The organism is Intrasporangium oryzae NRRL B-24470 (genome assembly GCF_000576595.1).
GTDB lineage: Bacteria > Actinomycetota > Actinomycetes > Actinomycetales > Dermatophilaceae > Intrasporangium_C > Intrasporangium_C oryzae.
Genome location: NZ_AWSA01000006.1, coordinates 17,622 through 41,033, shown reverse-complemented (window position 1 = coordinate 41,033; position 23,412 = coordinate 17,622). Strand labels below are relative to the sequence as shown.

Genomic DNA, 23,412 nt, shown 5'->3' with positions numbered 1-23,412 from the left:
CCCCGCTCGAGGCCTCCCGCTCGGGGACGTCGGCGCCGGTCGGGCAGGGTCGCGGGTATGCTGGCGCCGCACTCCCGCCGGGGTGGTGGAACGGCAGACACGGGGCACTCAAAATGCTCTGACCGAGAGGTCGTGCGGGTTCGAGTCCCGCTCCCGGCACCATTCCCCCGCGAGCTCGGCGCCATGGGTTCGTGCCACCCTCGTCCCACGACTCGTGCCCTGACGTCGCGTCCGTGTCGTCCCGGCTAGGCTTTGGGCCGTGAGCACCGACGAGAGCCCCACGCCCAAGCCTGTCGCCCCCGAAGCCCCCGTGAGCGCCCCTGCAGCGGGCGCGACGCGGATCCTCGTCGCCGAGGACGAGACCCTGATCCGTCTCGACCTCGTCGAGATGCTCGGCGAGCAGGGCTACGACGTCATCGGCCAGGCCAGCAACGGTGAGCAGGCGGTCGAGCTGGCCAGGGAGCTCCTGCCCGACCTCGTCATCATGGACGTCAAGATGCCGGTCCTCGACGGGCTGTCCGCCGCCGAGCAGCTCCACGAGGCCAAGCTCTGCCCCGTCATCATGCTCACGGCCTTCTCGCAGACCGAGCTCGTCGAGCGGGCCCGCGACGCCGGCGTCATGGCCTACATCGTCAAGCCGTTCACGGCCGACGACCTGCGCCCGGCCATCGACATCGCCCGCTCGCGCTGGACCGAGCTCAAGGCCCTCGAGTCCGAGATCGCCGACCTCGGCGAGCGGCTCGAGACCCGCAAGCTCGTCGACCGTGCCAAGGGTGTCCTGATGACCCAGCTCAAGCTCAGCGAGGCCGACGCGTTCCGCTGGATCCAGAAGACCGCGATGGACCGCCGTCTCGGGATGAAGGAGGTCGCGGAGGCCGTGATCAACGGTTTCCCCACGTCTTGAGGCGCGGACGAGAGGTCACGACACGATCACCGATGCGAGCTTGTTAGTGACCACGCAGGGATGAGCCTCTAGTCTCCGTGACAACCCTCGACCGAGGGCCGTCACATCAGGAGGACAACCCGTGCGCTCTACCCTCAAGTTCGCTGTGCCGATCGTGGCCGCAGCACTCGCCCTCGGCGCCTGTGGCACCAAGGGTGGCGACACCAGCTCCGCCGGCGCCTCGGGGGGCTCCCAGGCTGCCTGCGACCTCAAGATCGGCATGTTCGGCGCCCTGACCGGCCCCAACGCCAACCTTGGCATCTACATCCAGAACGGTGTCAACCTGGCTCTGGACGACTACAACAAGAAGCACCCCAACTGCCAGGTCAAGCTCGAGAACTACGACTCGCAGGGTGACCCGACGCAGGCTCCTGGCCTCGCGAAGAAGGCCATCGACGACAAGAAGGTCGTCGGCATCGTCGGCCCCGCGTTCTCGGGTGAGTCCAAGGCCGCCGACCCGCTCTTCAACGAGGCCGGCCTCGTGACGATCACCCCGTCGGCGACCAACCCCAAGCTCGCCGACAACGGCTGGAAGACCTTCTTCCGTGCCCTCGGCAACGACGCGACCCAGGGTCCCGCGGCCGCGAAGTACATCAAGGACACCCTCAAGGCGACGAAGCCGTTCGTCATGGACGACGCCTCCGAGTACGGCAAGGGCCTCGCCGACATCGTCCGTCAGGACCTCGGCTCGGCCGTCGTCGGCAACGACACCATCCAGCAGAAGCAGACCGACTTCAGCGCCTCGGTGACGAAGGTCAAGGCTTCCGGCGCCGACGCGCTCTTCTACGGTGGCTACTCCCCGGAGGCCGCGCCGCTCATCAAGCAGCTGCGCGACGCCGGCTGGAAGGGCACGTTCGTCGTCGCCGACGGCGTGAAGGACCAGTCGTTCATCGACAACGCCAAGACGGCCGCCGAGGGCACGATCATCACGTGCCCGTGCGTCCCGGCCGACGTGGCGCCGGAGTTCGCGGCCGCCTACAAGGCGAAGTTCGGCCAGGACCCCAACACCTACTCCGGTGAGGGCTACGACTCGGCGACGATCCTCCTCGACGGCATCGCGGCCGGCAAGACGCGCGCGACGATGGTCGACTTCGTCAAGTCGTACGACAAGAAGGGCGTGACGAAGCAGCTGAAGTTCGACGCCAAGGGCGAGTCCGCTGACATCAAGGTCTATGCCTACAAGGTCGAGAACGGCAAGATCGTCTCCGTCGGCGAGATCAAGTAAGTTCGTCCGACGCTCTGACAGGGGCGGTCGGGGCATTCGCTCCGACCGCCCCTCGTCGGTTGACCGGACTTTCTCACCTGATCAGCCCTCCGCACCCGGCCCAGGAGGTCTTGGATGCAATACCTGTTCGACAACTTCTGGGCGTTGACGATCACGGGGCTCACCCTCGGTGCCGTCTACGCCCTCGTCGCCCTCGGATACACCCTCGTCTACGGCGTTCTTCGCCTCATCAACTTCGCGCACTCCGAAGTCTTCATGTACGGCACCTTCGCGGCCCTGTGGGTCGTGACGTTCCTCGGTGGCAACGCGACCGGCTCGATCGCTCAGGTGATCTTCTGGATCGCCATGATGTTCGTCGCGGCCATGGCCATGTCCGGCCTCATCGCCGTCCTGCTCGAACGCTTCGCGTACCGACCGTTGCGCAAGCGCAACGCACCACCTCTCATCGCCCTCATCTCGGCGATCGGTGCCTCCTTCGTGCTCGCCGAGATCATGGGCCTGCGCGAGAAGATCACCGGGTGGTTCGGCCTCGACACCCCGCTCGCCACCTACGTCCGCAACTCGCGCAACAACGCGGGCATGCCTGAGATCATCACCCCCCAGCCGGTCTTCACGCTGGGGGACTACGCAGTCACCAACGTCGACATCTTCGTCATCGTCGGCGCGATCGCCATCATGATCATGCTCGACCAGTTCGTGAAGCGCTCCCGGCTCGGGCGCGGCATTCGTGCCGTCGCCCAGGACCCGGAGTCGGCGGCTCTCATGGGCGTCAACCGCGACCGGGTCATCCAGGTGACCTTCCTCGTCGGCGGCGTGATGGCCGGCGCGGCCGCCGCGTTCTACATGCTCAAGATCGGGATCACCCGCTACGACGCCGGCTTCATCCTCGGCGTCAAGGCCTTCACGGCGGCCGTCCTCGGCGGCATCGGCAACCTCCGCGGCGCCCTCCTCGGTGGTTTCGTCCTCGGCCTCGCCGAGAACTACGGGTCCGCGATCGTCGGCACTGAGTGGAAGGACGTCGTCGCGTTCCTCCTCCTCGTCGTGATCCTGCTGTTCCGACCCACCGGCCTGCTCGGTGAGTCCCTCGGGAAGGCGCGCGCATGAGCTATGCACAGCGAGGCATGGACTGGGTCCGGGCCCTGCCGAAGCCGGCGAAGATCGTCCTCTGGGTGCTCTTCCTCGTCTTCCTCTTCGCCCTGCCCCTGCTCAACATTCCCTTCATCACCACCCCCGACTCCGACTTCGGCGGCGTGCTGTTCACCGTCTCGACGTATGTCCTCGTCGCCCTCGGCCTCAACATCGTCGTCGGCTACGCGGGCCTGCTCGACCTCGGGTACGTCGGGTTCTACGCCATCGGCGCCTACACCGTCGGGGTGCTCAGCTCCCTCCACGGCTCGTGGCCGTGGCTGTGGACGGTCCCGGTCGCCATCGGGGCGGCGCTCATCTCCGGCATCCTGCTCGGCGCGCCCACCCTGCGCGTCCGCGGCGACTACCTCGCCATCGTCACGCTCGGCTTCGGTGAGATCGTCCGGCTGACCCTGGTCAACAGCCAGTGGCTCAATGGCGCCCAGGGCATCTCCAACATCCCGAGACCCCCGGGCGCCGAGCTGTTCGAGGTGCCGAGTCTCGACTGGAGCAGCGGTGCCCCGGTCGTCGACCTCAGCAACACGACGACGTTCCTCAAGTTCGGCATCACCGACCAGATCCCCTACTACTGGCTCGCCTTGTCCGTGATCCTGCTCGTCCTGCTCTTCGACAAGCTCGTCAAGGACAGTCGAGTCGGTCGCGCGTGGGAGGCCACGCGTGAGGACGAGGACGCCGCCGAGCTCATGGGCGTGCCGACCTTCAGGTTCAAGCTGCTCGCCTTCGCCCTCGGCGCCTGCATCGGCGGCCTCTCCGGCGCGCTCTTCGCAGGGAAGGCAGGCTTCATCTCGCCCGACAGCTTCGTGCTGCTGCTGTCGATCCTCTTCATCGCCGCCGTCGTCGTCGGCGGCGCGGGCAACCGGTGGGGTGTCATCCTCGGCGCGATCGTGGTCGGCTACTTCCCCGAGCGCTTCCGCGACTTCGCCGACTTCCGCGTGCTCGTCTTCGGTCTCGCGCTGATGCTCCTCGCGATCTTCAGGCCGCAGGGCATCCTGCCGCCACGGCGCGCCGTCCGCGCGATCGAGGCCGATGAGAAGCTCGAAGCCCTCGAGGAAGGAGAGGTCCGTGTCTGAGGCCTTCAAGGACGAACCCGTCATGGAGATCAACCCTGACGTCGACATCGCCCCGGAGCCCGTGGGCGGCCCGATCGTCGCCGAGGGCGAGAAGCTCCTCGAGGTTGACAACGTCACGCTCCGCTTCGGTGGTGTCGTCGCGCTCAACGAGGTGAGCTTCCACATCAACAAGGGTGAGATCCTCGGACTCATCGGCCCCAACGGCGCCGGCAAGACGACGTGCTTCAACGTCATGACCGGCGTGTACCAGCCGACGTCCGGCGGGGTGCGCTACCTCGGCAAGCCCCTCGGCAAGCGCAAGAAGTTCCAGATCACCAAGCTGGGCATCGCGCGCACGTTCCAGAACATCCGCCTCTTCGCCAACATGACGGCCCTCGAGAACGTCATGGTCGGGGTCGACGCCCATCACTCGACCGGGGTGGGCTCGGCGATGTTCCGGCTGCCGAAGCACCGGAGGGAGGAGGCCGAGGGCCTGGCCCGCGCCATGGAGCTGCTCGAGTTCATGGGTCTGCGGGGCAAGGCCAACGAGCTCGCTCGCAACCTGCCCTACGGTGACCAGCGGCGTCTCGAGATCGCCCGGGCCCTCGCGACGAGCCCGCAGCTGCTCTGCCTCGACGAGCCTGCCGCGGGCTTCAACCCGGCGGAGAAGGCCAAGCTCATGGAGCTCATCCGCACGATCCGCGACCAGGGCTACACCGTCCTGCTCATCGAGCACGACATGAAGCTCGTCATGGGCGTCACCGACCGGATCGTCGTGCTCGAGTTCGGCCGCAAGATCGCCGAGGGCTCGCCCGCGGAGGTCCGCGACAACCCGGCGGTCATCGCCGCCTACCTGGGAGTTGATGAAGAAGATGCTTCTTGAGGTCAACGGACTGTGCGTCAACTACGGGCGCATCGAGGCGATCCGCGACATCACCTTCTCGGTCGAGGAGGGTGAGATCGTCACCCTCATCGGGGCCAACGGCGCCGGCAAGACGACGACGATGAAGACGATCTCCGGTCTGCGCCCCGTGCGCGCCGGGTCGGTCATGTTCGACGGCAAGGACATCACCCACATGCCGTCGCACGAGCGGCCGGTGCTCGGGATCTCGCAGTCGCCGGAGGGTCGTGGCTGCTTCGTCGGCATGACGGTGATGGAGAACCTCGAGATGGGCACCTATGCCCGTCCCGATCGCAAGTCGCCCGCGGTCAAGAAGGACCTCGAGCGCGTCTTCGAGCTCTTCCCCCGGCTCAAGGAGCGCAGCAACCAGGCGGCGGGCTCGATGTCGGGCGGCGAGCAGCAGATGCTCGCGATGGGCCGCGCGCTCATGGCCAAGCCAAAGCTGCTCCTCCTCGACGAACCGTCGATGGGCCTCGCGCCCAAGCTGATCCAGCAGATCTTCGACATCGTCACCGAGATCAACAGCCAGGGCACGACCGTGCTCCTCGTCGAGCAGAACGCCGCCCAGGCGCTCAAGCGCTCGCACCGTGCCTACATCCTCGAGACGGGCGAGATCGTCCGCGAGGGGACCGGCAAGGATCTCGCCGCCGACCCGGCCGTGAAGGCGGCCTACCTCGGAGGCGACGTCTGAGCGGGGCCGGCTGAGCGGCATACGAACCAACGAGAAGGGGCACCGCGGCACCCAGCCGTGGCGCCCCTTCTCGTGTCCTCGCGCCGAGGTGTGGGCTCCTGTCGGCGTGTCGCGGAATCTCCTGGGGATTACCCTTCCGCCGCCCCGCGATTGGCCGTAATGTCGGGCGAGTGACCTCGGGGCTGGATACAGGAGGGACGATGGGTCGAGCAGTGGTCACGGTGCACCCTGTGGAGCCCGGTCTGCACGCGCAGTTCATCGAGCTGTGGATCACGCACCGGATCGAGGGCGGCACCACCCCTGAGGCCGCACGACGGCTGGCTCTTGACGGCACCCTGCGAACTGCCCTGCAGCGCAATGACATTGCCGCCTTCATCGCCTTCATGGACCAGCGCCCAGTCGGTTACATCGTCATCGCCGACTCGACGCGCAGCCTCCTCGTCGTCTCGCCGTGCGTGTCGGTCGACATGCTCTACGTGGTGGCGGACGTGCGGCGGCACGGGGTCGGGCGGGCGCTGTTGGCGGCCGCCGCGCGCTATGCCGAACGCCGCGGCGCGGAGCACATCGCGAGCACCGTGCCGGCCCAGGACCGGGAGGCCAACCGGTTCTTCGCCCGGATCGGGTTTGCTGCCGAGACCGTGCGCCGCGTGACCCCGGTGGCCGCTCTGAAGCGGCGGCTCGGCGGCGAGTGCCCGAGCCAGCGCCGAAACCTCGAGGCACTGCTCCAGCGGCGCCGTGACGTCCGGGCCGCGCCGTCGAGGCTCACCCGCGCTGAGCCCCCGCAGATCGCCGGATAGTGCCGGCCAGCGTCGTGCTCAGGCGCCCGGGGCCGCGTCGCGCAGCAGGCACGTGATCCGCGAGGTGCAGAGGCGTCTGCCGTCCTCGTCGGTCACGACGACGTCGTAGCTGACGAGGGTGCGCCCCGCGCTGAGCAGCGTGGCCGTCCCCGTCACGATGCCGGCGCGGGCCGCCCGGTGGTGGGTCGCGTTGATGTCGAGGCCGACGGCCGCGCGTCCGTGCCCGGCGTGCAGCTGCGCCCCGATCGAGCCGAGCGTCTCCGCGAGGACGACGCTCGCGCCACCGTGGAGCAGGCCGTAGGGCTGGGTGTTGCCGGCGACCGGCATCGTCGCCACGAGCCGCTCGGGAGTCACGTCCACGAGCTCGATTCCCATGCGCTCGACGAGCGTCCCGGACATCATCGACTCCATCGCCCGCACGACGTCGGGGACCTGACCCTGAGGCTGTTCACTCATGGAGGGGATCGTATGCCGCCGAGCCCGGCGAGCGGTCACCGGCTGGCTCGGCCGTCGGTGGCGGACACTAGGGTTGCCGTGTGAGCCGACTTCTCCTCCTCGACGGACACTCGCTGGCCTACCGCGCGTTCTTCGCCCTCCCCGTCGAGAACTTCTCGACGACGACCGGCCAGCACACCAATGCCGTCTACGGCTTCACCTCGATGCTGATCAACGTCCTGCGCGACGAGGAGCCGACGCATGTCGCCGTCGCGTTCGACCTCTCGCGCCAGACGTTCCGGACCGAGGAGTACTCCGAGTACAAGGCCGGCCGGTCCAAGACGCCCGACGAGTTCAAGGGCCAGGTCTCGCTCCTGCACGAGGTCCTCGACGCGCTGCGCATCGTCCACGTCGAGCTCGAGGGATACGAGGCCGACGACATCATCGCGACGCTCACGACCCAGGCCGAGGCGGAGGGGCTCGAGGTCCTCATCTGCTCCGGCGACCGCGACACCTTCCAGCTCGTCTCCGACAAGGTCACGGTGCTCTATCCCGTCCGCGGGGTGTCCGAGCTCGCCCGCATGACGCCCGCCGCGGTCGAGGCCAAGTACGGCGTGACGCCGCAGCGCTACAGCGACCTCGCGGCCATGGTGGGGGAGTCGTCCGACAACCTGCCCGGCGTGCCCGGGGTCGGCCCCAAGACGGCCGCGAAGTGGATCGCCCAGTTCGGCGGTCTCGAAGGCATCGTGGCCGGTGTCGACCAGATCAAGGGCAAGGCGGGCGACGCGCTCCGCGAGCACCTCGACCAGGTGCTGCGCAACCGCCGGCTCAACCAGCTCGTCACCGACAGCCCGGTCGGTCTGACCGTGGCCGACCTCGCCCGGGCCCAGTGGAACCGCGACGAGGTCCACCAGGTGTTCGACGGCCTCGAGTTCCGGGTCCTGCGCGACCGGCTTTTCGCGACCGTCGAGGCCGCCGCGCCCGAGGCAGAGGAGGGCTTCGACGTCGACGGGACGGTCCTCGAGCCGGGCGCCGTCGCGGGCTGGGTCTCCGAGCACCTCACCCGCGAAGGGCGCGCCGGCCTGTCCGTGAGCGGCACCTGGGCGCGGGGGACGGGTGACGCGACGGCGGTCGCGGTCGCAGCCGCCGACGGCGCCGCGGCCTGGATCGACCTGACGACGCTCACCCCCGAGGGGGAGTCGGCGGTCGCCGACTGGCTCGGAGACGTGGAGCGGCCCAAGGCCATGCACGACGCCAAGGGGCCCGTCGAGGCGCTCTTCGCCCGGGGCCTGACGGTCTGCGGGCTGACGAGCGACACCTCGCTCGCGGCCTACCTCGTCAAGCCCGACCAGCGCAGCTACCACCTCGACGACCTCGTGCTGCGCACTCTCAAGCGCGAGCTGTCGACCGGCAAGGACGACTCCGGTCAGGGCATGCTCGACTTCGGCGGCGACGCCGACGAGAAGGCCGCGGCCAAGGAGATGCTGCGGGCGACGGCGATCCGTGACCTCGCGGAGGCGCTGGACGAGCAGGTGGCCGCGACCGGCGGCACAGAGCTGCTTGCCGACGTCGAGCTGCCCCTCGTCGACGTCCTCGCCCGCATGGAGCGCACCGGCATCGCCGTCGACGTGCCGGGTCTCGACCGCCTCGAGGGCGACTTCGCCGCGAAGGTGGCGCAAGCGCAGGAGGACGCCTGGGACGCCATCGGCGGAGAGCACATCAACCTCGGTTCGCCGAAGCAGCTCCAGGTCGTCCTCTTCGAGACGCTGGGCATGCCGAAGACGAAGAAGACGAAGACCGGCTGGACGACCGACGCCGACGCCCTTGCCGACCTCTACACCAAGACCGAGCACCCCTTTCTCGAGGCACTGCTGCGCCACCGCGACGCGGCCCGGCTGCGCGTCACGGTCGAAGGACTCCAGAAGTCGGTCGCCGACGACGGCCGGATCCACACGACCTACCTTCAGACCATCGCGGCGACGGGTCGGCTGTCCTCGACCGAGCCCAACCTCCAGAACGTCCCGATCCGGACCGAGGAGGGTCGGCGCATCCGCGAGCTGTTCGTCGTCGGCGACGGCTACGAGTCGCTCATGTCGGCCGACTACTCGCAGATCGAGATGCGCGTCATGGCCCACCTCTCGGGTGACGAGGGCCTCATCGAGGCCTTCCGCAGTGGGGAGGACCTGCACAACTACGTCGGCTCAAAGGTCTTCGGCGTCGAGCCCGACCACGTCACCGCTGCGATGCGCTCCAAGGTGAAGGCGATGTCATACGGCCTCGCCTACGGCCTCTCGGCGTTCGGCCTGTCCAAGCAGCTGACGATCAGCACCGAGGAGGCGCGCGGCCTCATGGACGGCTACTTCGAGCGCTTCGGCGGTGTCCGTGACTACCTTCGCGACGTCGTGGCCCAGGCCCGCGGCACCGGTTACACGGCGACGATGTTCGGCCGCCGCCGCTATCTGCCCGACCTCACGTCCGACAACCGCCAGCGCCGCGAGATGGCCGAGCGGATGGCGCTCAACGCCCCGATCCAGGGCTCGGCCGCCGACATCATGAAGGTCGCCATGATCGGTGTCGACCGTGCCCTCACCGAGGCGGATGCGAAGTCCCGGATCCTGCTCCAGGTCCACGACGAGCTCGTCCTCGAGGTGGCTCCTGGCGAGCGCGCCGACGTCGAGCGCATCGTCCGCGAGCAGATGGGCGGCGCGGTTGCCATGGATGTCCCGCTCGACGTCAACGTCGGGGTGGGCCGCTCCTGGCACGACGCCGCCCACTGACCCTCGGGAGGGCCGGGGCGCCCGGGCGCGGGCTGACGCGTCGAAGGGTGGACGTCCCGGCTCGGAGGGCCCGCGGGTGCCCCGTCGGGGAATGGCCTCAGGCGGGCGCGGTGGCCGGAGAGGTCGACCCGGGGACGGCGGGCTGGTCCGGTCCTCCCGCTCCGTCGGCGACGACCTCGCGTCGGGTGAGGATGAGGAGCGCGCAGAGCAGGAGGGCGTCGGCGGCGACGACGAGCTCGAGCAGCTGGGCGCCCGTCCCCACGGCCCGTGATCCGAGGACGACGACGCCCACGGCGGCCCAGACCGCGGTGACGGCCCCACGCTGTCGCTGAGCGAGGGCGCTGTAGACGAGCAGCTGGACGGCTGCGAGGAGCGTCCCGACGACCGCGAAGACCCACAGGAGGGCCTGCACGTCGGCGTACTGCGGACCCCCGACGAGGGCGAGCACTCGGTCGGAGACTGCGGCGGTCGCGAGGGTCACCACGCTGCCGAGGGCAAGGATGATCGCGAGACCCCAGAGGTGGAGCCGCCGGTCACCGCGCCGTCTCGCCATCGCCGGGAACGCCACCACGACGACGAACTGCGGCAGGAACTGCACCGCTTTGACGACGATGAGCCCCGCGGCATACAGGCCGGCATCGTGCTCGTCGAGGACGATACGGGCCACGACGATGTCGACCGTGGCCAGGACGAAGAACGCGAGCAGCGCGTGGGAGCTGGCGAGCGCCTCGCGGAGCACCCCGTCGTGCGTGCGACCGCTCGCGACCCTCGTCGCCCCCGGTGACGGACGGCGCCGCGTGTGCCGCAGGGCCACGGCACCGACGACCACGGGCACCACGGCGGCCGCGGCCACGCCGCCCGCCATCGCTGCGAGAGACGTCGGCGATGCAGCGATGGCGACGGTCCCGAGCACGACACGGGCCAGGCCGAGCGAGGCGAAGACGAGCGCGAGCGGGACCCACCGGCCCTCCCCCTGGAGGATGCCCGCCTGGCCGCCCATGACGGCGAAGCACCACGCCGGCACGGCGAGGAGCCCGGCCGTCAGCAGCGAGTCGAGCCCGAGCACCGAGGCGACGACCGGCGTCGCGGCCAGGCAGGCGATGGTGAGGACGGCGCCGACCTGCCGGGAAGCGGTCATGACGCGCTCCTCGATGACCTGCCGGTCTCCCGGCTCCTCGGCGACCCGCCGCGCGCCCGTCGCCTGCAGTCCGAGCGACACGACATTGACGACGATGACGAGCCCCAGCATCGCGGCGAAGGCACCGTAGTCGGCCGGGCCGAGCCTGCGGGCGCTGATGAGGGTGAAGGCGTAGGTCGCGAGGTTCATGACCCCGGTGGCGAGGGCGATGACGATCCCCCCGCGGAGGGCGCGGCTGCGTCGCACGGGGTGGGTCACGGCCGCAAGGATAGACGGAGGTGACCCGTCAGTAGGGATCGCAGCGGTCGGTGTGACCGAACCGTCGTGCGAGGCCGCGCAGGCGCAGGCGGAGGAGCACCTTGATCCCGACATTCCGGACCCACCACGGGAGCTGGCGGGCAAACCGAGCGCGATCCTGCCGAGTCGGCGTCCCCACCTCGAGGACGGCGAGCGAGCCGGTCCGTCCGAGGTAGCGCAGCTGCGAAGACGGCAGCACGTGGACGAGCAGGGCGAGCGTCACCCCGAGGCTCGAGAAGGCGTCGTGGACGAGGACCCGGCCACCGCTCGGCAGGAACGTGGCCCAGCGCAGGTCGTCGCTGCAGGTCCAGTAGTCGTGCTTGCCGTCCACCCAGAGCAGGTCGATCGCCTCGCCCCAGCGGCGCCGGACGTGCCCGCTCCGGTCGGCGATGATCTCGACCCGGTCGCGGACGCCGGCCTGCACGAGGTTGTCCTCGAGGACGGCACGGGTCGCGGGACCGCCGTAGCGCTCGCCGGCGACGAAGGCGTCGATGGCCGTGAGGTGGCCCTGCGTCAGCGCGGAGGCGATGACCACCGTGCTCCGGCCGCGGTGGGAGCCGATCTCGACCACGTGTGCGCGCCGACCGGCGCGCCGCGTCTCGTGCCACAGCACCCGGGCCTGTGCCTCTGTGAGCCAGCCCGGGACCGTTCCGGCCGCCTGCCAGGCCTGCTCGAACGTCAGCCCATCTCCAGAGGAGAAGCCGCCCGCGGACGAGGGAGCGGCGCCGCGGGAAGGGGTCCCCTCGGGGTGCGTCGGCTCGCTCACGGCTCTCCTCGATGTGCCATAGGGTGGGTCGGCCCATCAGCGTAGGGCGGCCGGCTGCGATCGACGCAGCCGGTACCAACCGCCGTGTCAGACCCGTGTCAGTCACGCACCGCCCCTGGCCGGGCGCGCGGGATCGACGAGCCGGGCCAGGCAGAGAGGAGCCCGGTGCTGCATCCCTCCTCGGCCCGGTGGCGTCGTGGCCTCGCCCTCGACGGGTTGGTCCTGGGACTCGCGTGCCTGCTCGTCTGGCCGCTGCTGCGTTCCCCGGGCCTGCCGCTGGCGCGGGACCTCGTCTTCACGCCGAGCCAGCCCTTCCGGCTCGCCTGGCTGGGCCTCGGCGACACGCCGGCCCGGGCCGTGCCCCTCGACGCTCTCGTCTCGATCGCCGACGCGGTCGTCGGCGGGGCGGTCCTCGCGCGGATCGCGATCCTCGGCATCCTCGTGCTGGCGGGCTGCGCCGCCCACCGCCTCCTGCGCGGCGCCCATCCGGCCGCGCGCGCCGTGGCGGGCGCCTTCGCCGTGTGGAACCCGTTCGTCGTCGAGCGCCTGGCCCTCGGGCAGTGGGCGCTCCTCGCTGCGTATGCCGCCGGGTTCGTCATCGTGGCGTCGGCCTCTCGCCTCCGCGACCTCGGCACGTCCCCCCGCGAGGTCGCGACGCGGACCGAGAGCGCGGTCGCCCGACCCGGCCCAGCGGCATACGGCCCGCTGCTCGTCGGCATGGCCCTGTCGGCGATCACGCCGACCGGGGCGCTCGTGGGGGCCTTCCTCGCCGTCGTCGTGGGCTGGTCCCGGCGCACGGCGGCGGCCCTGCTTGCGCTCGCCATGGCCGTCCAGCTCCCGTGGCTGCTGCCCTCGCTCCTCGGGCCGGCCGGGCTGGCGAGCGATCCCGGCGGCGTGGCGGCGTTCGCGGCGCGCGCCGAGCGACCCGGTGGCGCGGTGTGGAGCCTGCTCGGCCTCGGCGGGATCTGGGATGCGGGGTCGGTCCCGGCGAGCCGGTCCGGCGCCTTCGGGCACGCCGGCACCGTGCTCGTCCTCGTCGCTCTCGTCGCGGGCTGGGTGCGCCTGACCCGGCTCGTCGGGCCGGTCACCGCGCGCCGTCTCGCCGCCGTCGCCGGACTCGGCCTCATCGCGGCCGTCGCCTCCTCACTGCCCGGAGGAGCGACCCTCGTGCGAGCGGTCGTCGAGGGCATACCGGGAGCGGGCCTCCTGCGCGACAGCCACAAGTGGCTGCTTCCCCTCGCCCTGCTCGCCGTACTCGCCCTCGGGGCGGCAGCCGACCGGGCGCTCCGCGGAGTGGGCCGCCACGCGCCAGCGCTCCTCGTCACGGCCGCGGTCGTGGCCGTGGGGCTTCCGATCGTCGCGCTGCCTGACGCGACGACGGTCACATGGCCGACCGTGCGGCCGGTCCGTTACCCCACCGATTTCGAACGCGTGGCCGCGATCGTCGACGGAAGCAGCGGCACCCTCGTCACGCTTCCGTGGCAGGCCTATCGCGTCTACCCGTGGGGGAGCCCGCTCGCGGTGTACGACCCCGCGTCCCGCTGGTTCGACGTCGACGTCGTGATGTCCGACCGCCTCCGCGTCGGCACGACCCTGCTCACCGGAGAGAGCGACCGTGCTCAGGAGGTCGGGGCGGTCGTGGAGGGCGGCTCGCCGGCCCGCGCCGCGGACCTGGGGCGACTCGGGGTCCGTTGGGTGCTCGTCCAGGCCGACGCCCCTCCCGGGGCGGCTGCCATCCCTGTCGAGACACCGAAGGGTGCCGTCCAGCGGTATGCCGGCGCCCACCTGACGCTCTACGAGATCCCCGGCCCGGTGACGGTCCCGGACGGCTCGGCGGGCCCCGCGGTGACCGCTCTCGTCGTCTCGGTCGACGTCCTCGTCGGCCTGCTCGTCATGCTCCTCGGGGGCGCCTCGGTGCTCGTCGCGACCCGCCGCCGATCCGGCCGCCACGGCCGACGTGCCGCTGCTATGCTCCCCGCGACCCAGAGAGGGAGTGGAAGATGCTCGCGAAGGTGATCGGCCCCGTCGTGGCCGGTGCCGTGTTGGCCTGTGTTGGACTGTTCGGACTCGTGGCGTCCCAGACGGCCGCCCCCGCGACGAACCCCGCCAGCAAGGAGATCCTCACCTACGGCGACCGGTGACCCTTCGGGGGTTGACCGTCAGGGCCGTGCCGAGCGCTCCCTCGAAGCGCTCGGCACTGTCGTCCCAGTCGAGGGTTTCGGCAACCCGGGCAGCCGCCCTCGACATCGCGCGACGCGCGGGCTCGTCGGCAAGCAGCCGACGGGTCGCCGCCACCAGCTCCTCCCGCGTGTCCACGAGGACGCCTGTGACGCCGTCGACGACCGACTCGCAGAGCCCCCCGCTGGCGCGGTAGCCGATCGTCGGCGTGCCTTGCTGCGCCGCCTCGGTGACCGCGATGCCCCACCCCTCTTTCACCGAGGGGAGCAGCATGACCCACGAGCGGGCGAGGATCCGGTCGCGCTCACGGTCTGGCACGTGACCGTGGAAGGTCACGGCCTCCGTCACCCGTAGCCGGGCAGCCTCGGCCACGAGGGCGTCGCGCCACCACCCGTCCCCGACGATGTCGAGGTGCAGGCCGGGGAGCTCGTCGCGGAGCGCGGCCACCGTCTGCAGCGCGTGCTCGATCCGCTTGTGCGGCACGAGCCTCGAGAGGACGCACAGGCGTGGCGTCGCCGACCGCGGGCCTGGGTCAAGCCGCTCGCTGTCGTGCCGGAGGCCGTTGCGCACGACACTGATGTTGACGCCAGGCACGCCGATGCGCTCGAGGTCGCGCGCGCTGTGCTCTGAGACGGTCACGTGCGGCACCCGCCGGTACAGCCGCGGCGTGACGCGGGACTCGACGAACCACCCCAGCCGGCCCTTCCAGTTCGGGTAGATGATCGACCACTGCTCACGGTGGAGGTGGTGGACCAGCGCGGCGACCCCCCGACGGCGCACGAGCGGCGCAGCGAACGGAAGTCCGTTGATGACGTCGACCACGACGTCCTCGCGGCGGCCCGCCGGGGTCGCGAGGTACGCGAGCCCCCGGACATAGACGCTGAGGCGCCCACCCGAACGCCGGTGGACGACACCACGGATGACCTCGTGGGCCGGCGCCCCGGTATACGACGCCGTGCGGATCGTCACGTCGTGGCCGCGCGCCACGAGGCGAGCCGCGACCTCCTCGACATACACCTCGGAGCCGCCACCGTCGGGATGCCCGGTGTCCCGCCACGTCAGGAAGGTGATGCGCATGGTGAGGGCGGCTCAGCGTGCGTCGGCGAGGAGTCGCTGACAGAGGGTCGGAGGCACCCCTGCGGCCCGTGTCAGCGTGATGCCCTGGCGCGGCACCGCCGTGGTCCTCGAGAACGCGACGTCGATGCGTCCCGGGCGGGCGTTCCAGTCCTTGTCCCACTCGATGAAGGGCAGGTACCCGACGAACCCGCCCGGGGTGCTCGTCACCTCGGCGAAACCGAGGTCCGACCGGACGCTGACGCCGATGCGGAACGTGCTCTTCGCGTACACCCCGAACCACGGGCCGGCATACGTGCCGGTGCTGCTCGTGATGAGGACCCGCGCGAAGTGGTTGTTCGTCGTCTCGAGCCACGCGCTGCGCTTCGTCGAGCCGTGGGCGGTGAGCAGGAGCGTCTTGCCGGCCCGAAGGCGACCGGTGACGCGGACCTCGATGACATCCGGACGCCGCTCGACGAGGACCCACGGCTCGTAGGCGTCGCCGGTGTTGAGGTAGAGGGCGTCGCAGTTGCCGACGACGTGAAGCTCATCGGTCTCGCCGTCGGCAGGAAGGGTCGCGGACTGCTTGACGGTTCGGCTGAAGGCCGACCCCTTCCCGCCGCTCGTCCGCTCCTGCAGCGCGACGAACTCACGCAGCTGGTCGCCGCGCCACGTCGTCGCGGCCATCGCGTGGGCCGTCAGCAGGTTGGCCGCGACGCCGAAGAGGGCGAGGGCCGCGCCCAGGCCGAGGACGAGGTCCCTGGCCGGTCGACGCCACCGCTCGACGACGGCACACGATGCCCAGAGCCCGACGGACCCGGCCACGACGAGAGCGGGCACGAACTCGCTCGTGTAGCGGTAGGCGACGTAGCCGTAGGCCATGACACCGCCGCTCACGAGGACGCCGGCGAGCACGGCCGGGCGCAGGGCCTGCCGCTCGACACGGGAGGTGCGACGGAGCAGCACCGGCACGGCCGCGACCGACAGGAGGAAGAGGAGCGGCATGAACGCCGTGATGCTGCCGGTCCGGTAGTACTGGTCGAGGAAGGCTCCGCCGTAGGCCCGTGCCGGCTCGGCCGGGAGCGTGATCCACGGGAAGTAGCCGACGAAGCGGATCCCGTCCGGACGGAAGTAGTTGACGAGCGACGTGAGCAGGAACTGCGGCCCCGTGATGCTGCCGCCGTTGGCGCCGAGGGCCTCGCGGCGGTGCGCGTTGACCTGCGTCCACACCTGGTTCTGGAGCGGGAAGAGGAACGGGTGGTTGAACTTCACCGCGTTGTAGACGATGGCCGTGAGCAGGGGCGTGCCCCCCGCCACGAGCAGCAGACGCCACCGGGCTCGGCGCTCGGCGCCCGCGCGTCCGGTCAGGAACCACCCGGCCACGCCGACGATGACGAGGCACACGGCCCAGCCGCCTGTCGTGCGCGTCAGGGCGCTCGCGAGGGCGAACCCGCCGAGCCAGATCGCGTTGGTCCGGGTCGGCTCGAGGATCGTGCGGATGAGCCAGTAGATCGTCCCGATGACGAGGCCGACGGCCCACAGGTAGACCTCGTGGTAGACCCACGGCAGGGACGCGTCGAAGGTGACGACGCTGCCGCCGGTCGCGGCGGCGATGAAGACTGCAGCCGCGGCGGCCTCGAGTCTCGACACAGGCAGGTCCCAGCTGATGCAGCGCCGGACCTGCCAGAGCAGCAGAGAGGTCATCGTCGCGAAGACGAGCCAGGCGAGGGCCATCGAGGCGAGGGTCAGCTGCCCGTCGAAGGCCCGTGTGACGAGCATGATGGGCACCCGCAGCAGGGCCGGGAAGGGCGGGAAGTACATGTAGGTCTTCCCGTCGACGATGAACCCCTCGATGCCGAGGCTGCCGGCCGGCACGTCGATGCGTCCCTCGAGGAACGACTGGGCCTGGATGTCGAAGAAGTTCGACGCATAGCCCAGGCGCACCGCCGTCCGCGTCGGGTCGAGCCGGTAGTCGAAGAGCGCCAGGAAGTACGCGAGGCCTCCGACGACCAGCCCGGCCGCGGTCGCGAGCGGGACGCGCCGCTGCCGCACCTCAGACCTCAAGCGCGCTCCAGCTGATAGAGGAACTGGTAGCCGAACATCGTCGGCCAGGTCCGTGTGGCGAGACGGTCGGCCGCACCGACCGAGCTCGCCACCTTCCCGAGGGCCCGCCCCTCGCGGCCGCGGGCGAGCACGTCGACGGGCGACCCCACGGTGTCGCGGACGGCGACGCGAAGGCCGCACGAGGCGACGAGCCGCTCGAAGCTCGCTCGGGTGAAGAACCGGACGTGTCCATGGTCGAGGGGGCCGCGCTGGTCGTAGTCGAAGCGACCCAGAGCGACCCGGCCGCGGGGGTACCAGTGCCCGAAGTTGGGGATCGACACGAGGATCGTGCCGCCCGGGGCGAGCCGGTCCGTCATGTCGCGCAGGAGCCGCGCCGGGTCGATGACGTGCTCGAGCACGTCACCGGCCACGACGACGTCGAATGGTGCGTCACCGGTTGCGGGCAGTCCCTGGTTGAGGTCGGCCTCGACGAAGCCGTCGAGGCGGGCGCCGACGCCGTCGTGCTTGACGAGGTCGACACCGACGACGGTGTGCCCCAGCTCGCGGGCGAGGGCGCCGAACTGCCCGTCGGAGCAGCCGACGTCGAGGACGCGCGACGGTGCTCGCTCAGCGAGCCACGCGAGGAGCCTGCCGTGGGAGCTGTGCGGCGAGGGCTTCAGCTCGTATGCCGCCGAGTCGACGCCCGTGTCGACGCTCGCACCGCGCGTGCCGAAGCCGATCCGGGACGCGCGGTAGCGAAGGACGTCCTTGGTGACGTCCTTCGCGTACTTCATGCCGTTGACGTAACAGATCTCGTCACCGTAGTACGTGGGGATCGGCACCTCGACGATCCGCTTCCCGGCCGCATAGAGGCCGAGAATGATCTCGGTGTCGAAGTCGAAGGCGTCTGAGTAGGACCCGAAGTCGATGTCCCCGAGGGCGTCGACCCGGTAGGCGCGGTAGCCGCTGTGCCACTCGGTCAGCTCGAGCCCGGTGAGGGCGTTCTGCATCGTCGACAGGATGCGGTTGCCGACGTACTTGTACGCGGGCATTCCGCCGGCGCGGGCCGAGCCCTTCGTCATCATGCGCGAGCCGAAGACGGCGTCGGCCTCCCCGGCGAGCAGGGGCGCGATGACGTCCTCGATGACCTCCGGCGCGTACTGCCCGTCGCCGTGGAGGAGCACGACGATGTCGAGCCCGTGCGAGATCGCCCAGCGGTAGCCCGCCTTCTGGTTGCCGCCGTACCCGAGGTTCGCCTCGTGGCGCACGACGGTGAGGGGCAGGCTCGATCCGCTCTGGTAGGCCGTGGCGACCGCGTGGGTGTCGTCCTCGCTCGCGTCGTCGCCGATGAGGATGTGGTCTACACCCTCCACGAACGACGTCGGGAGACGGTCGAGGACCCGGGCCAGGGTGGTCGCGGCGTTGTAGGCGACGACGAGCACACCGACGCGCTTGGGCGCGACCGAGGTGGGGGCATCTGAAGGGGTGAGCACCGTTGACCTTCCCTTGGCGCCCCGAGTCGAGACGGCCGACGAACAAAACCGAGCCGGAGTGTAGCGACACAAGTTACCCGCGGGGAATGTATGTCATAGTTCCGCGCATGATCACGCAGTCCCTCATCGACTTCGCGTCGCTCAACGACGATCTCGACGCGAAGGCGGAGCAGTACGCAGCGGCAGATCCCTTCCCGCACATCGTCATCGACGGCGTCCTGCGCGAAGACGTGTTCGCCGCGGCGGCAGCGGAGTTCCCCGCGATCCGCGACCCGTTCTGGAAGGGCTACCTGCACGTCAACGAGACGAAGTACGCCAACACCCAACCGGACACGTGGGGGCAGACCCTCACGGCCGTGGCCAGGGAGTTCGTCTCCGCGGACTTCGTCGCCTACCTCGAGAGGCTCACCGGGATCGCGGGGCTCATCGCAGACTGGTCGATGGACGGCGGCGGTCTGCACCAGACCCTGCGCGGTGGGCACCTCAACATCCACGCCGACTTCTCGACGCACCACACCCACGACAACTGGGCCCGCCGGGTCAACATCCTGCTCTACCTCAACGAGGAGTGGCGCGAGGACTGGGGAGGGCGACTCGAGCTGTGGGACAAGGACATGACGGCCGTGCGCGGCGGTGTCACGCCGAAGGGCAACCGCATGCTCGTCTTCACGACGTCGCAGGACAGCTTTCACGGGCACCCGGACCCGCTGACCTGCCCTGAGGACGTCGCCCGGCGCTCCATGGCGCTCTACTACTTCACGGAGGAGTCGGAAGCCGTCCGGCGCTCGACCGACTACCGGGCCCGCCCGGACGACGGCATCAAGAAGGTCGCCATCTGGGCCGACAAGAACGCCGTCGACCTCTACGACCGCGCCAAGCGACGCCTCGGCATCTCGGACGACACCGTCCAGCGATGGCTCGCCCGGGTCGACCGGCTCCGTCGGCGCGGCGACTGAGCCCGTCTCGCCCGACGCCAGAGGGACGTCCCCGCGTGGGACGTCCCTCGTGGCTCTGCCCCGTCTAGTCGTGCGGACCCGCCGCCGCCGGCTCGGCCTGGTCCTGCGCCCCGCCCGCAGCGGCGGGAGACCCTGTCAGGGACTCGGCACGGGACTGGGCCGGGGACTCGGTGCGGGAGTCGGCAGGGAACTCCGCAGGGGACTCGGTGCGGGAGTCGGCAGGGGCCGGGTTGGTGGAGGCGTCCTGCGTGTCGTCGGCCGCCGGGGAAGTGCTGTCCCAGCGGGGGTGGGCGAGCCAGGCCTGGAGCGGCCGCTCGACGAACCGCTGCGCGAGCAGGACGAACACCGCCGTCAGGGCAAGGGCCACGATGGTGCGGGTGAACCACGACCAGGTGGCCGTGTGCCGGGTGACCGCCCAGAAGATCGGGTAGTGCCACACGAAGATCGCCATCGAGGCGTTGCCGAGCCAGACGAGCGGTCGCACCTCGAGGCCGCGCTGGACGACGGTCGGCCGCGTGGCCGTGACCGCTGCGGCGACGAAGCAGACCACCGCGACGTTCATCGCCACCCCGGCCCAGCCGAAGTACGACTCGTCGTGGCCGGTCGTCAGGGCGAGGGCGAGGAGTCCGACGAGGGAGAGGGGAATCAGGCCGGGAGCCACCCGGGCGACCCGGTCGCGGAACCGGGGAAGGACGGCTGCGAGGAGGGCGCCCCACACCATCCCGTCCATGCGCGTCGTCGTTCGGAGCAGGGCGCTGTAGAGGCTCTCGTGCCCGACGACCCAGCCGCGCCACAGGGCGATGGCGACCGTCGCCACGGCAAGCAGGGCGACGAGGATCGCGCGGTGCCGTCCGAGCAGCTTGACGAGGATGACGAGGAGCACCGTGACCTGGAGGTAGACGCAGACGTACCAGAGGTGTCCGACGTCCGGGCGGGCGAGGAGCGGACTGTCGCGCAAGAACCAGTTCCACGTGTAGGTGAGGATGCGCACGACCGACTGGCGAAGGCTCGACCGGTCGTAGATGTCGGTGTCGTCGAGCGCGTGGACGACGAGGATCGCGACGACGAGCGGGTAGACGTGCGCGCTGATGCGGGCGTAGCGGCGCAGGACCGCGGTCCGGGCGGCAACCGTGCCGCTGCGGTCGACCTGTCCGAGCAGCGACCGGGTAAGGAGGAAACCCCCGACCACGAAGAAGATCGTCACGGCGAGGTTGCCGGCGCGGAAGAGGCCGACGACCGGGCTCGCCTCGATCCCCTTGGTCGGCCAGAGCGCCCAGCCGTGCGAGAGCACGACGAGCACGATGGCGGCGCCGCGAAGGCCGTCGAGGGCGGCGAGGCGACGTCGCCCACCGAGGGGAGCTGCTCCAGTCATGGGCCGAACTGTAGTGACTGTCGCACCGTCGGTGGACGGCGTAGGACCTCGCCATCGACCGTCGACGAAAGGGACCCCCGTCGGGGGCTACTCACTGGTACTCTGCGCCAGGTTCACCGCCGGATGGTGCCCGAGCCCGTGCTCCACCGGCCGTTCGACGAAGGGGTCGTCTGTTGCGCAGAGTCCTGAGCATGGTCCTGCTCTTCCTCGGTGCGTTCCTGCTGGTCAGCGGGCTGCTGGCCAGGTTCTGGGCGCCGGGCCAGGTCATGAAGACCCCCCTCGACGTCAGCTCGGTGATGCGCCTGACGGGGGAGGCGCAGCTCTACGACGGCACGGCCCTCGTCAGCACGCCGGTACGGGCCTCGAGCGTCACCCATTCCGACTCGGCGCGTTCTGACGGCGACGTCGTCGTCTTCCAGAACTCCTCCTGCCTCGTCAAGGACCCCGACGGCAAGGCTCCCGACTGCGTGTCCGCCGACGACCCGCAGAACCGCCTCGTCTCCGCCAGCACCGACACCTTCGCGACGGACCGTCGAACGGCCGAGGCCGTCAACGACGCGTCGTACCTCCCGGCGGACGCCAAGCCCCATCAGGGCCTCGTCAACAAGTTCCCGTTCAACGTCGAGAAGCGCGACTACATGTTCTGGGACGGCCTCGTGAACAAGGCAGTCCCGGCGACCTTCGCGGGTGAGGAGGACCTCGACGGCGTGGCGACGTACAAGTTCGTCGTCAACGTCCAGGACGGTGCGATCACGATCGGCACCGACCCCGGCACGTACTCCACCGAGAAGACGATGTGGGTCGACGCGCTGACCGGATCGATCGTCAAGCAGAACGAGCACCAGGTCCGCAAGATGGCCGACTCGGGTCAGACCGTCCTCGACCTGACGTTCGGCTTCACCCCTGAGACGGTCGCTGCCAACATCGAGGACGCGAAGGCCAACGCCAGCAAGCTCGGCCTGCTCACGACGACGGTGCCGCTCGTCGGGCTGATCGGTGGTGTCATCGCGCTCTTCGCGGGGTTCGTCCTCTACCGGCGTGAGGGCTCCGAGTCCGCTGCCGAGGCAGGTGCGGACGCCGCTCCACGGAAAGCAGCTGCCCAGGCCTGAGCTGCGACGACCGGGGCCCGCCCCGGGCAGTCCGCCGCGCGCACGGGAAGCCGGCGTGGCCTTCGGGTCACGCGGGCTTCAGGCACACGAAGATCGCCGTGCCGGGGATGAGGCGTCCCCGGAGGGGAGACCACCCACCCCAGGGCTCATCGTGGCCCTCGGGCCACTCGGGCTCGACGAGGTCGACGAGCACCAGTCCGGCGCGGGCGATCTCCCGGACCCGGTCACCGATCGTGCGGTGGTGCTCGACGTACGTGGCCCGGCCAAGGTCGTCCTGCTCGACGTAGGGGGTTCGGTCGAAGTACGACGCGTTCGCCGTCAGCCCGCCCGGCCCGGGGTCGTCCGGGAAGGCCCACCGGACGGGATGGGTCGTCGAGAAGACGAAACGACCCCCCGGACGCAGCACCCTGGCAGCCTCGGCCACGACGACGTCGGAGTCGGCGACGAACGGCACGACCCCGTATGCGGTGAAGACCGTGTCGAAGGCGCTGTCGGCGAAGGGCAGGACGCGCCCGTCGCACTGGACGAGGGGCACGCGCAGCACCGGGTCGAGCCCTGCGTTCACCCGCACGCCGGTGGCCAGCATCCCGAAGGACAGGTCGCTCGCGACGACGGTCGCCCCGCGCGCCGCGAGCCACCGGGAGCACTGGCCCGATCCCGCGCCGATCTCGAGGACCCGCTGGCCGCGCGGCTCTCCCAGCAGGCCGGCCTCCTCCTCGCGGAGCCGCTCGGGGCCCCAGACGAAGTCGGTGTCCCCGAGGAACGCGCCGTGCTCGACGTAGTAGTCGGACGCCTCGCCGTCCCACCAGGTGCGGTTCGCAGCCGCGGTCTCCTTGGCCGCGGCGGGACGCCGCGTGGCCTCGGAAGGGGAGCTCACGGCATACGGGAGCCGGTGACCGGCCCCCGCTCGTGAAGGCCCGGTCGACGCGGGTGGGGTGCACAGGCACGAGCGCGACTGCTGCTTTGACCCGGTACAGACCGCACGGATAGGATTGCCGAGCACATTCGTGTGCGCTGATTCACCGTAGAACCTGTTCACACGA

The 23,412-nt window shown here is 70.4% G+C and carries 20 protein-coding genes and 1 tRNA gene; 13 read left to right on the top strand and 8 right to left on the bottom strand.

Features of this window, described 5'->3' with window-relative positions:
- The first annotated feature begins 76 nt into the window (after positions 1 to 76).
- The 8 genes from N865_RS03835 to N865_RS03800 all read left to right on the top strand — a co-directional run bounded on the left by N865_RS03835 (position 77) and on the right by N865_RS03800 (position 6,752).
- Positions 77 to 162 (top strand) — tRNA-Leu (locus N865_RS03835).
- 97 nt (positions 163 to 259) lie between these two features.
- Positions 260 to 904: an ANTAR domain-containing response regulator gene (locus N865_RS03830; protein WP_084327918.1), complete on the top strand. Its 645-nt coding sequence runs from the start codon at positions 260 to 262 to the stop codon at positions 902 to 904.
- A gap of 121 nt (positions 905 to 1,025) precedes the next feature.
- Positions 1,026 to 2,168 carry a branched-chain amino acid ABC transporter substrate-binding protein gene (locus tag N865_RS03825; RefSeq protein ID WP_245603651.1) on the top strand — a complete coding sequence of 381 codons (1,143 nt, stop codon included), beginning with the start codon at positions 1,026 to 1,028 and terminating at the stop codon, positions 2,166 to 2,168.
- A gap of 114 nt (positions 2,169 to 2,282) precedes the next feature.
- The gene (locus N865_RS03820) at positions 2,283 to 3,272 is read left to right on the top strand and encodes a branched-chain amino acid ABC transporter permease (RefSeq protein ID WP_034801777.1); all 990 of its coding nucleotides are present in this window, start codon (positions 2,283 to 2,285) and stop codon (positions 3,270 to 3,272) included.
- Entirely contained in the window at positions 3,269 to 4,384 is a 1,116-nt protein-coding gene (locus N865_RS03815; protein WP_034801775.1) for a branched-chain amino acid ABC transporter permease, read from the top strand. The genes N865_RS03820 and N865_RS03815 overlap by 4 nt, the downstream gene beginning before the upstream one ends.
- Complete coding sequence (locus N865_RS03810) at positions 4,341 to 5,246, top strand: ABC transporter ATP-binding protein (RefSeq protein ID WP_034801773.1); 906 nt, start codon at positions 4,341 to 4,343, stop codon at positions 5,244 to 5,246. The genes N865_RS03815 and N865_RS03810 overlap by 44 nt, the downstream gene beginning before the upstream one ends.
- A complete protein-coding gene (locus N865_RS03805) occupies positions 5,236 to 5,955 on the top strand; it encodes an ABC transporter ATP-binding protein (RefSeq protein WP_034801771.1) in 720 nt (239 codons plus the stop codon). The genes N865_RS03810 and N865_RS03805 overlap by 11 nt, the downstream gene beginning before the upstream one ends.
- A gap of 200 nt (positions 5,956 to 6,155) precedes the next feature.
- Complete coding sequence (locus N865_RS03800) at positions 6,156 to 6,752, top strand: GNAT family N-acetyltransferase (protein ID WP_034801769.1); 597 nt, start codon at positions 6,156 to 6,158, stop codon at positions 6,750 to 6,752.
- A gap of 18 nt (positions 6,753 to 6,770) precedes the next feature.
- Here N865_RS03800 and N865_RS03795 read toward each other — a convergent pair whose 3' ends face one another.
- Entirely contained in the window at positions 6,771 to 7,208 is a 438-nt protein-coding gene (locus N865_RS03795; protein WP_034801766.1) for a PaaI family thioesterase, read from the bottom strand.
- An 80-nt stretch (positions 7,209 to 7,288) separates the two neighbouring features.
- Here N865_RS03795 and polA point away from each other — a divergent pair, with 80 nt between their 5' ends.
- Entirely contained in the window at positions 7,289 to 9,964 is a 2,676-nt protein-coding gene (gene polA / locus N865_RS03790) for a DNA polymerase I (RefSeq protein ID WP_034801764.1), read from the top strand.
- A 97-nt stretch (positions 9,965 to 10,061) separates the two neighbouring features.
- On the opposite strand, the gene N865_RS03785 is transcribed toward polA, so the two are convergent.
- Positions 10,062 to 11,360 (bottom strand): lipopolysaccharide biosynthesis protein, encoded by a 1,299-nt coding sequence (locus N865_RS03785; RefSeq protein WP_034801762.1) that lies wholly within the window; start codon positions 11,358 to 11,360, stop codon positions 10,062 to 10,064.
- A 28-nt stretch (positions 11,361 to 11,388) separates the two neighbouring features.
- Entirely contained in the window at positions 11,389 to 12,165 is a 777-nt protein-coding gene (locus N865_RS03780) for a class I SAM-dependent methyltransferase (protein ID WP_084327916.1), read from the bottom strand.
- Positions 12,166 to 12,330: 165 nt separating this feature from the next.
- Here N865_RS03780 and N865_RS03775 point away from each other — a divergent pair, with 165 nt between their 5' ends.
- Both N865_RS03775 and N865_RS22585 read left to right on the top strand, forming a co-directional pair.
- On the top strand, positions 12,331 to 14,181 hold the full coding sequence (locus tag N865_RS03775) for a hypothetical protein (RefSeq protein WP_034801760.1): 1,851 nt from the start codon (positions 12,331 to 12,333) through the stop codon (positions 14,179 to 14,181).
- Entirely contained in the window at positions 14,166 to 14,306 is a 141-nt protein-coding gene (locus N865_RS22585; RefSeq protein WP_157557550.1) for a DUF2613 family protein, read from the top strand. Before N865_RS03775 ends, N865_RS22585 begins: the two co-directional genes overlap by 16 nt.
- On the opposite strand, the gene N865_RS03770 is transcribed toward N865_RS22585, so the two are convergent.
- Genes N865_RS03770 through N865_RS03760 form a run of 3 tightly spaced genes read right to left on the bottom strand, consistent with a single transcriptional unit; the run spans position 14,287 to position 18,932 of the window.
- Complete coding sequence (locus N865_RS03770; protein WP_034801758.1) at positions 14,287 to 15,420, bottom strand: glycosyltransferase family 4 protein; 1,134 nt, start codon at positions 15,418 to 15,420, stop codon at positions 14,287 to 14,289. The genes N865_RS22585 and N865_RS03770 overlap by 20 nt on opposite strands.
- Before the next feature lie 12 nt (positions 15,421 to 15,432).
- Positions 15,433 to 17,460 carry a hypothetical protein gene (locus N865_RS03765; protein WP_157557549.1) on the bottom strand — a complete coding sequence of 676 codons (2,028 nt, stop codon included), beginning with the start codon at positions 17,458 to 17,460 and terminating at the stop codon, positions 15,433 to 15,435.
- Positions 17,457 to 18,932, bottom strand: a complete 1,476-nt coding sequence (locus N865_RS03760; protein ID WP_034801754.1) for a bifunctional glycosyltransferase/class I SAM-dependent methyltransferase — start codon at positions 18,930 to 18,932, stop codon at positions 17,457 to 17,459. Before N865_RS03760 ends, N865_RS03765 begins: the two co-directional genes overlap by 4 nt.
- Before the next feature lie 107 nt (positions 18,933 to 19,039).
- Here N865_RS03760 and N865_RS03755 point away from each other — a divergent pair, with 107 nt between their 5' ends.
- Positions 19,040 to 19,888 (top strand): 2OG-Fe(II) oxygenase, encoded by an 849-nt coding sequence (locus tag N865_RS03755; protein WP_051510079.1) that lies wholly within the window; start codon positions 19,040 to 19,042, stop codon positions 19,886 to 19,888.
- A 64-nt stretch (positions 19,889 to 19,952) separates the two neighbouring features.
- On the opposite strand, the gene N865_RS03750 is transcribed toward N865_RS03755, so the two are convergent.
- Positions 19,953 to 21,260 (bottom strand): acyltransferase family protein, encoded by a 1,308-nt coding sequence (locus N865_RS03750; RefSeq protein WP_034801752.1) that lies wholly within the window; start codon positions 21,258 to 21,260, stop codon positions 19,953 to 19,955.
- 191 nt (positions 21,261 to 21,451) lie between these two features.
- Between N865_RS03750 and N865_RS03745 the strand changes: the two genes are divergently transcribed.
- Positions 21,452 to 22,369, top strand: coding sequence for a DUF3068 domain-containing protein (locus N865_RS03745; protein ID WP_034801750.1), 918 nt, complete (start codon positions 21,452 to 21,454; stop codon positions 22,367 to 22,369).
- Positions 22,370 to 22,436: 67 nt separating this feature from the next.
- Here N865_RS03745 and N865_RS03740 read toward each other — a convergent pair whose 3' ends face one another.
- Positions 22,437 to 23,246 carry a class I SAM-dependent methyltransferase gene (locus tag N865_RS03740; protein ID WP_034801748.1) on the bottom strand — a complete coding sequence of 270 codons (810 nt, stop codon included), beginning with the start codon at positions 23,244 to 23,246 and terminating at the stop codon, positions 22,437 to 22,439.
- Positions 23,247 to 23,412: the final 166 nt, after the last annotated feature.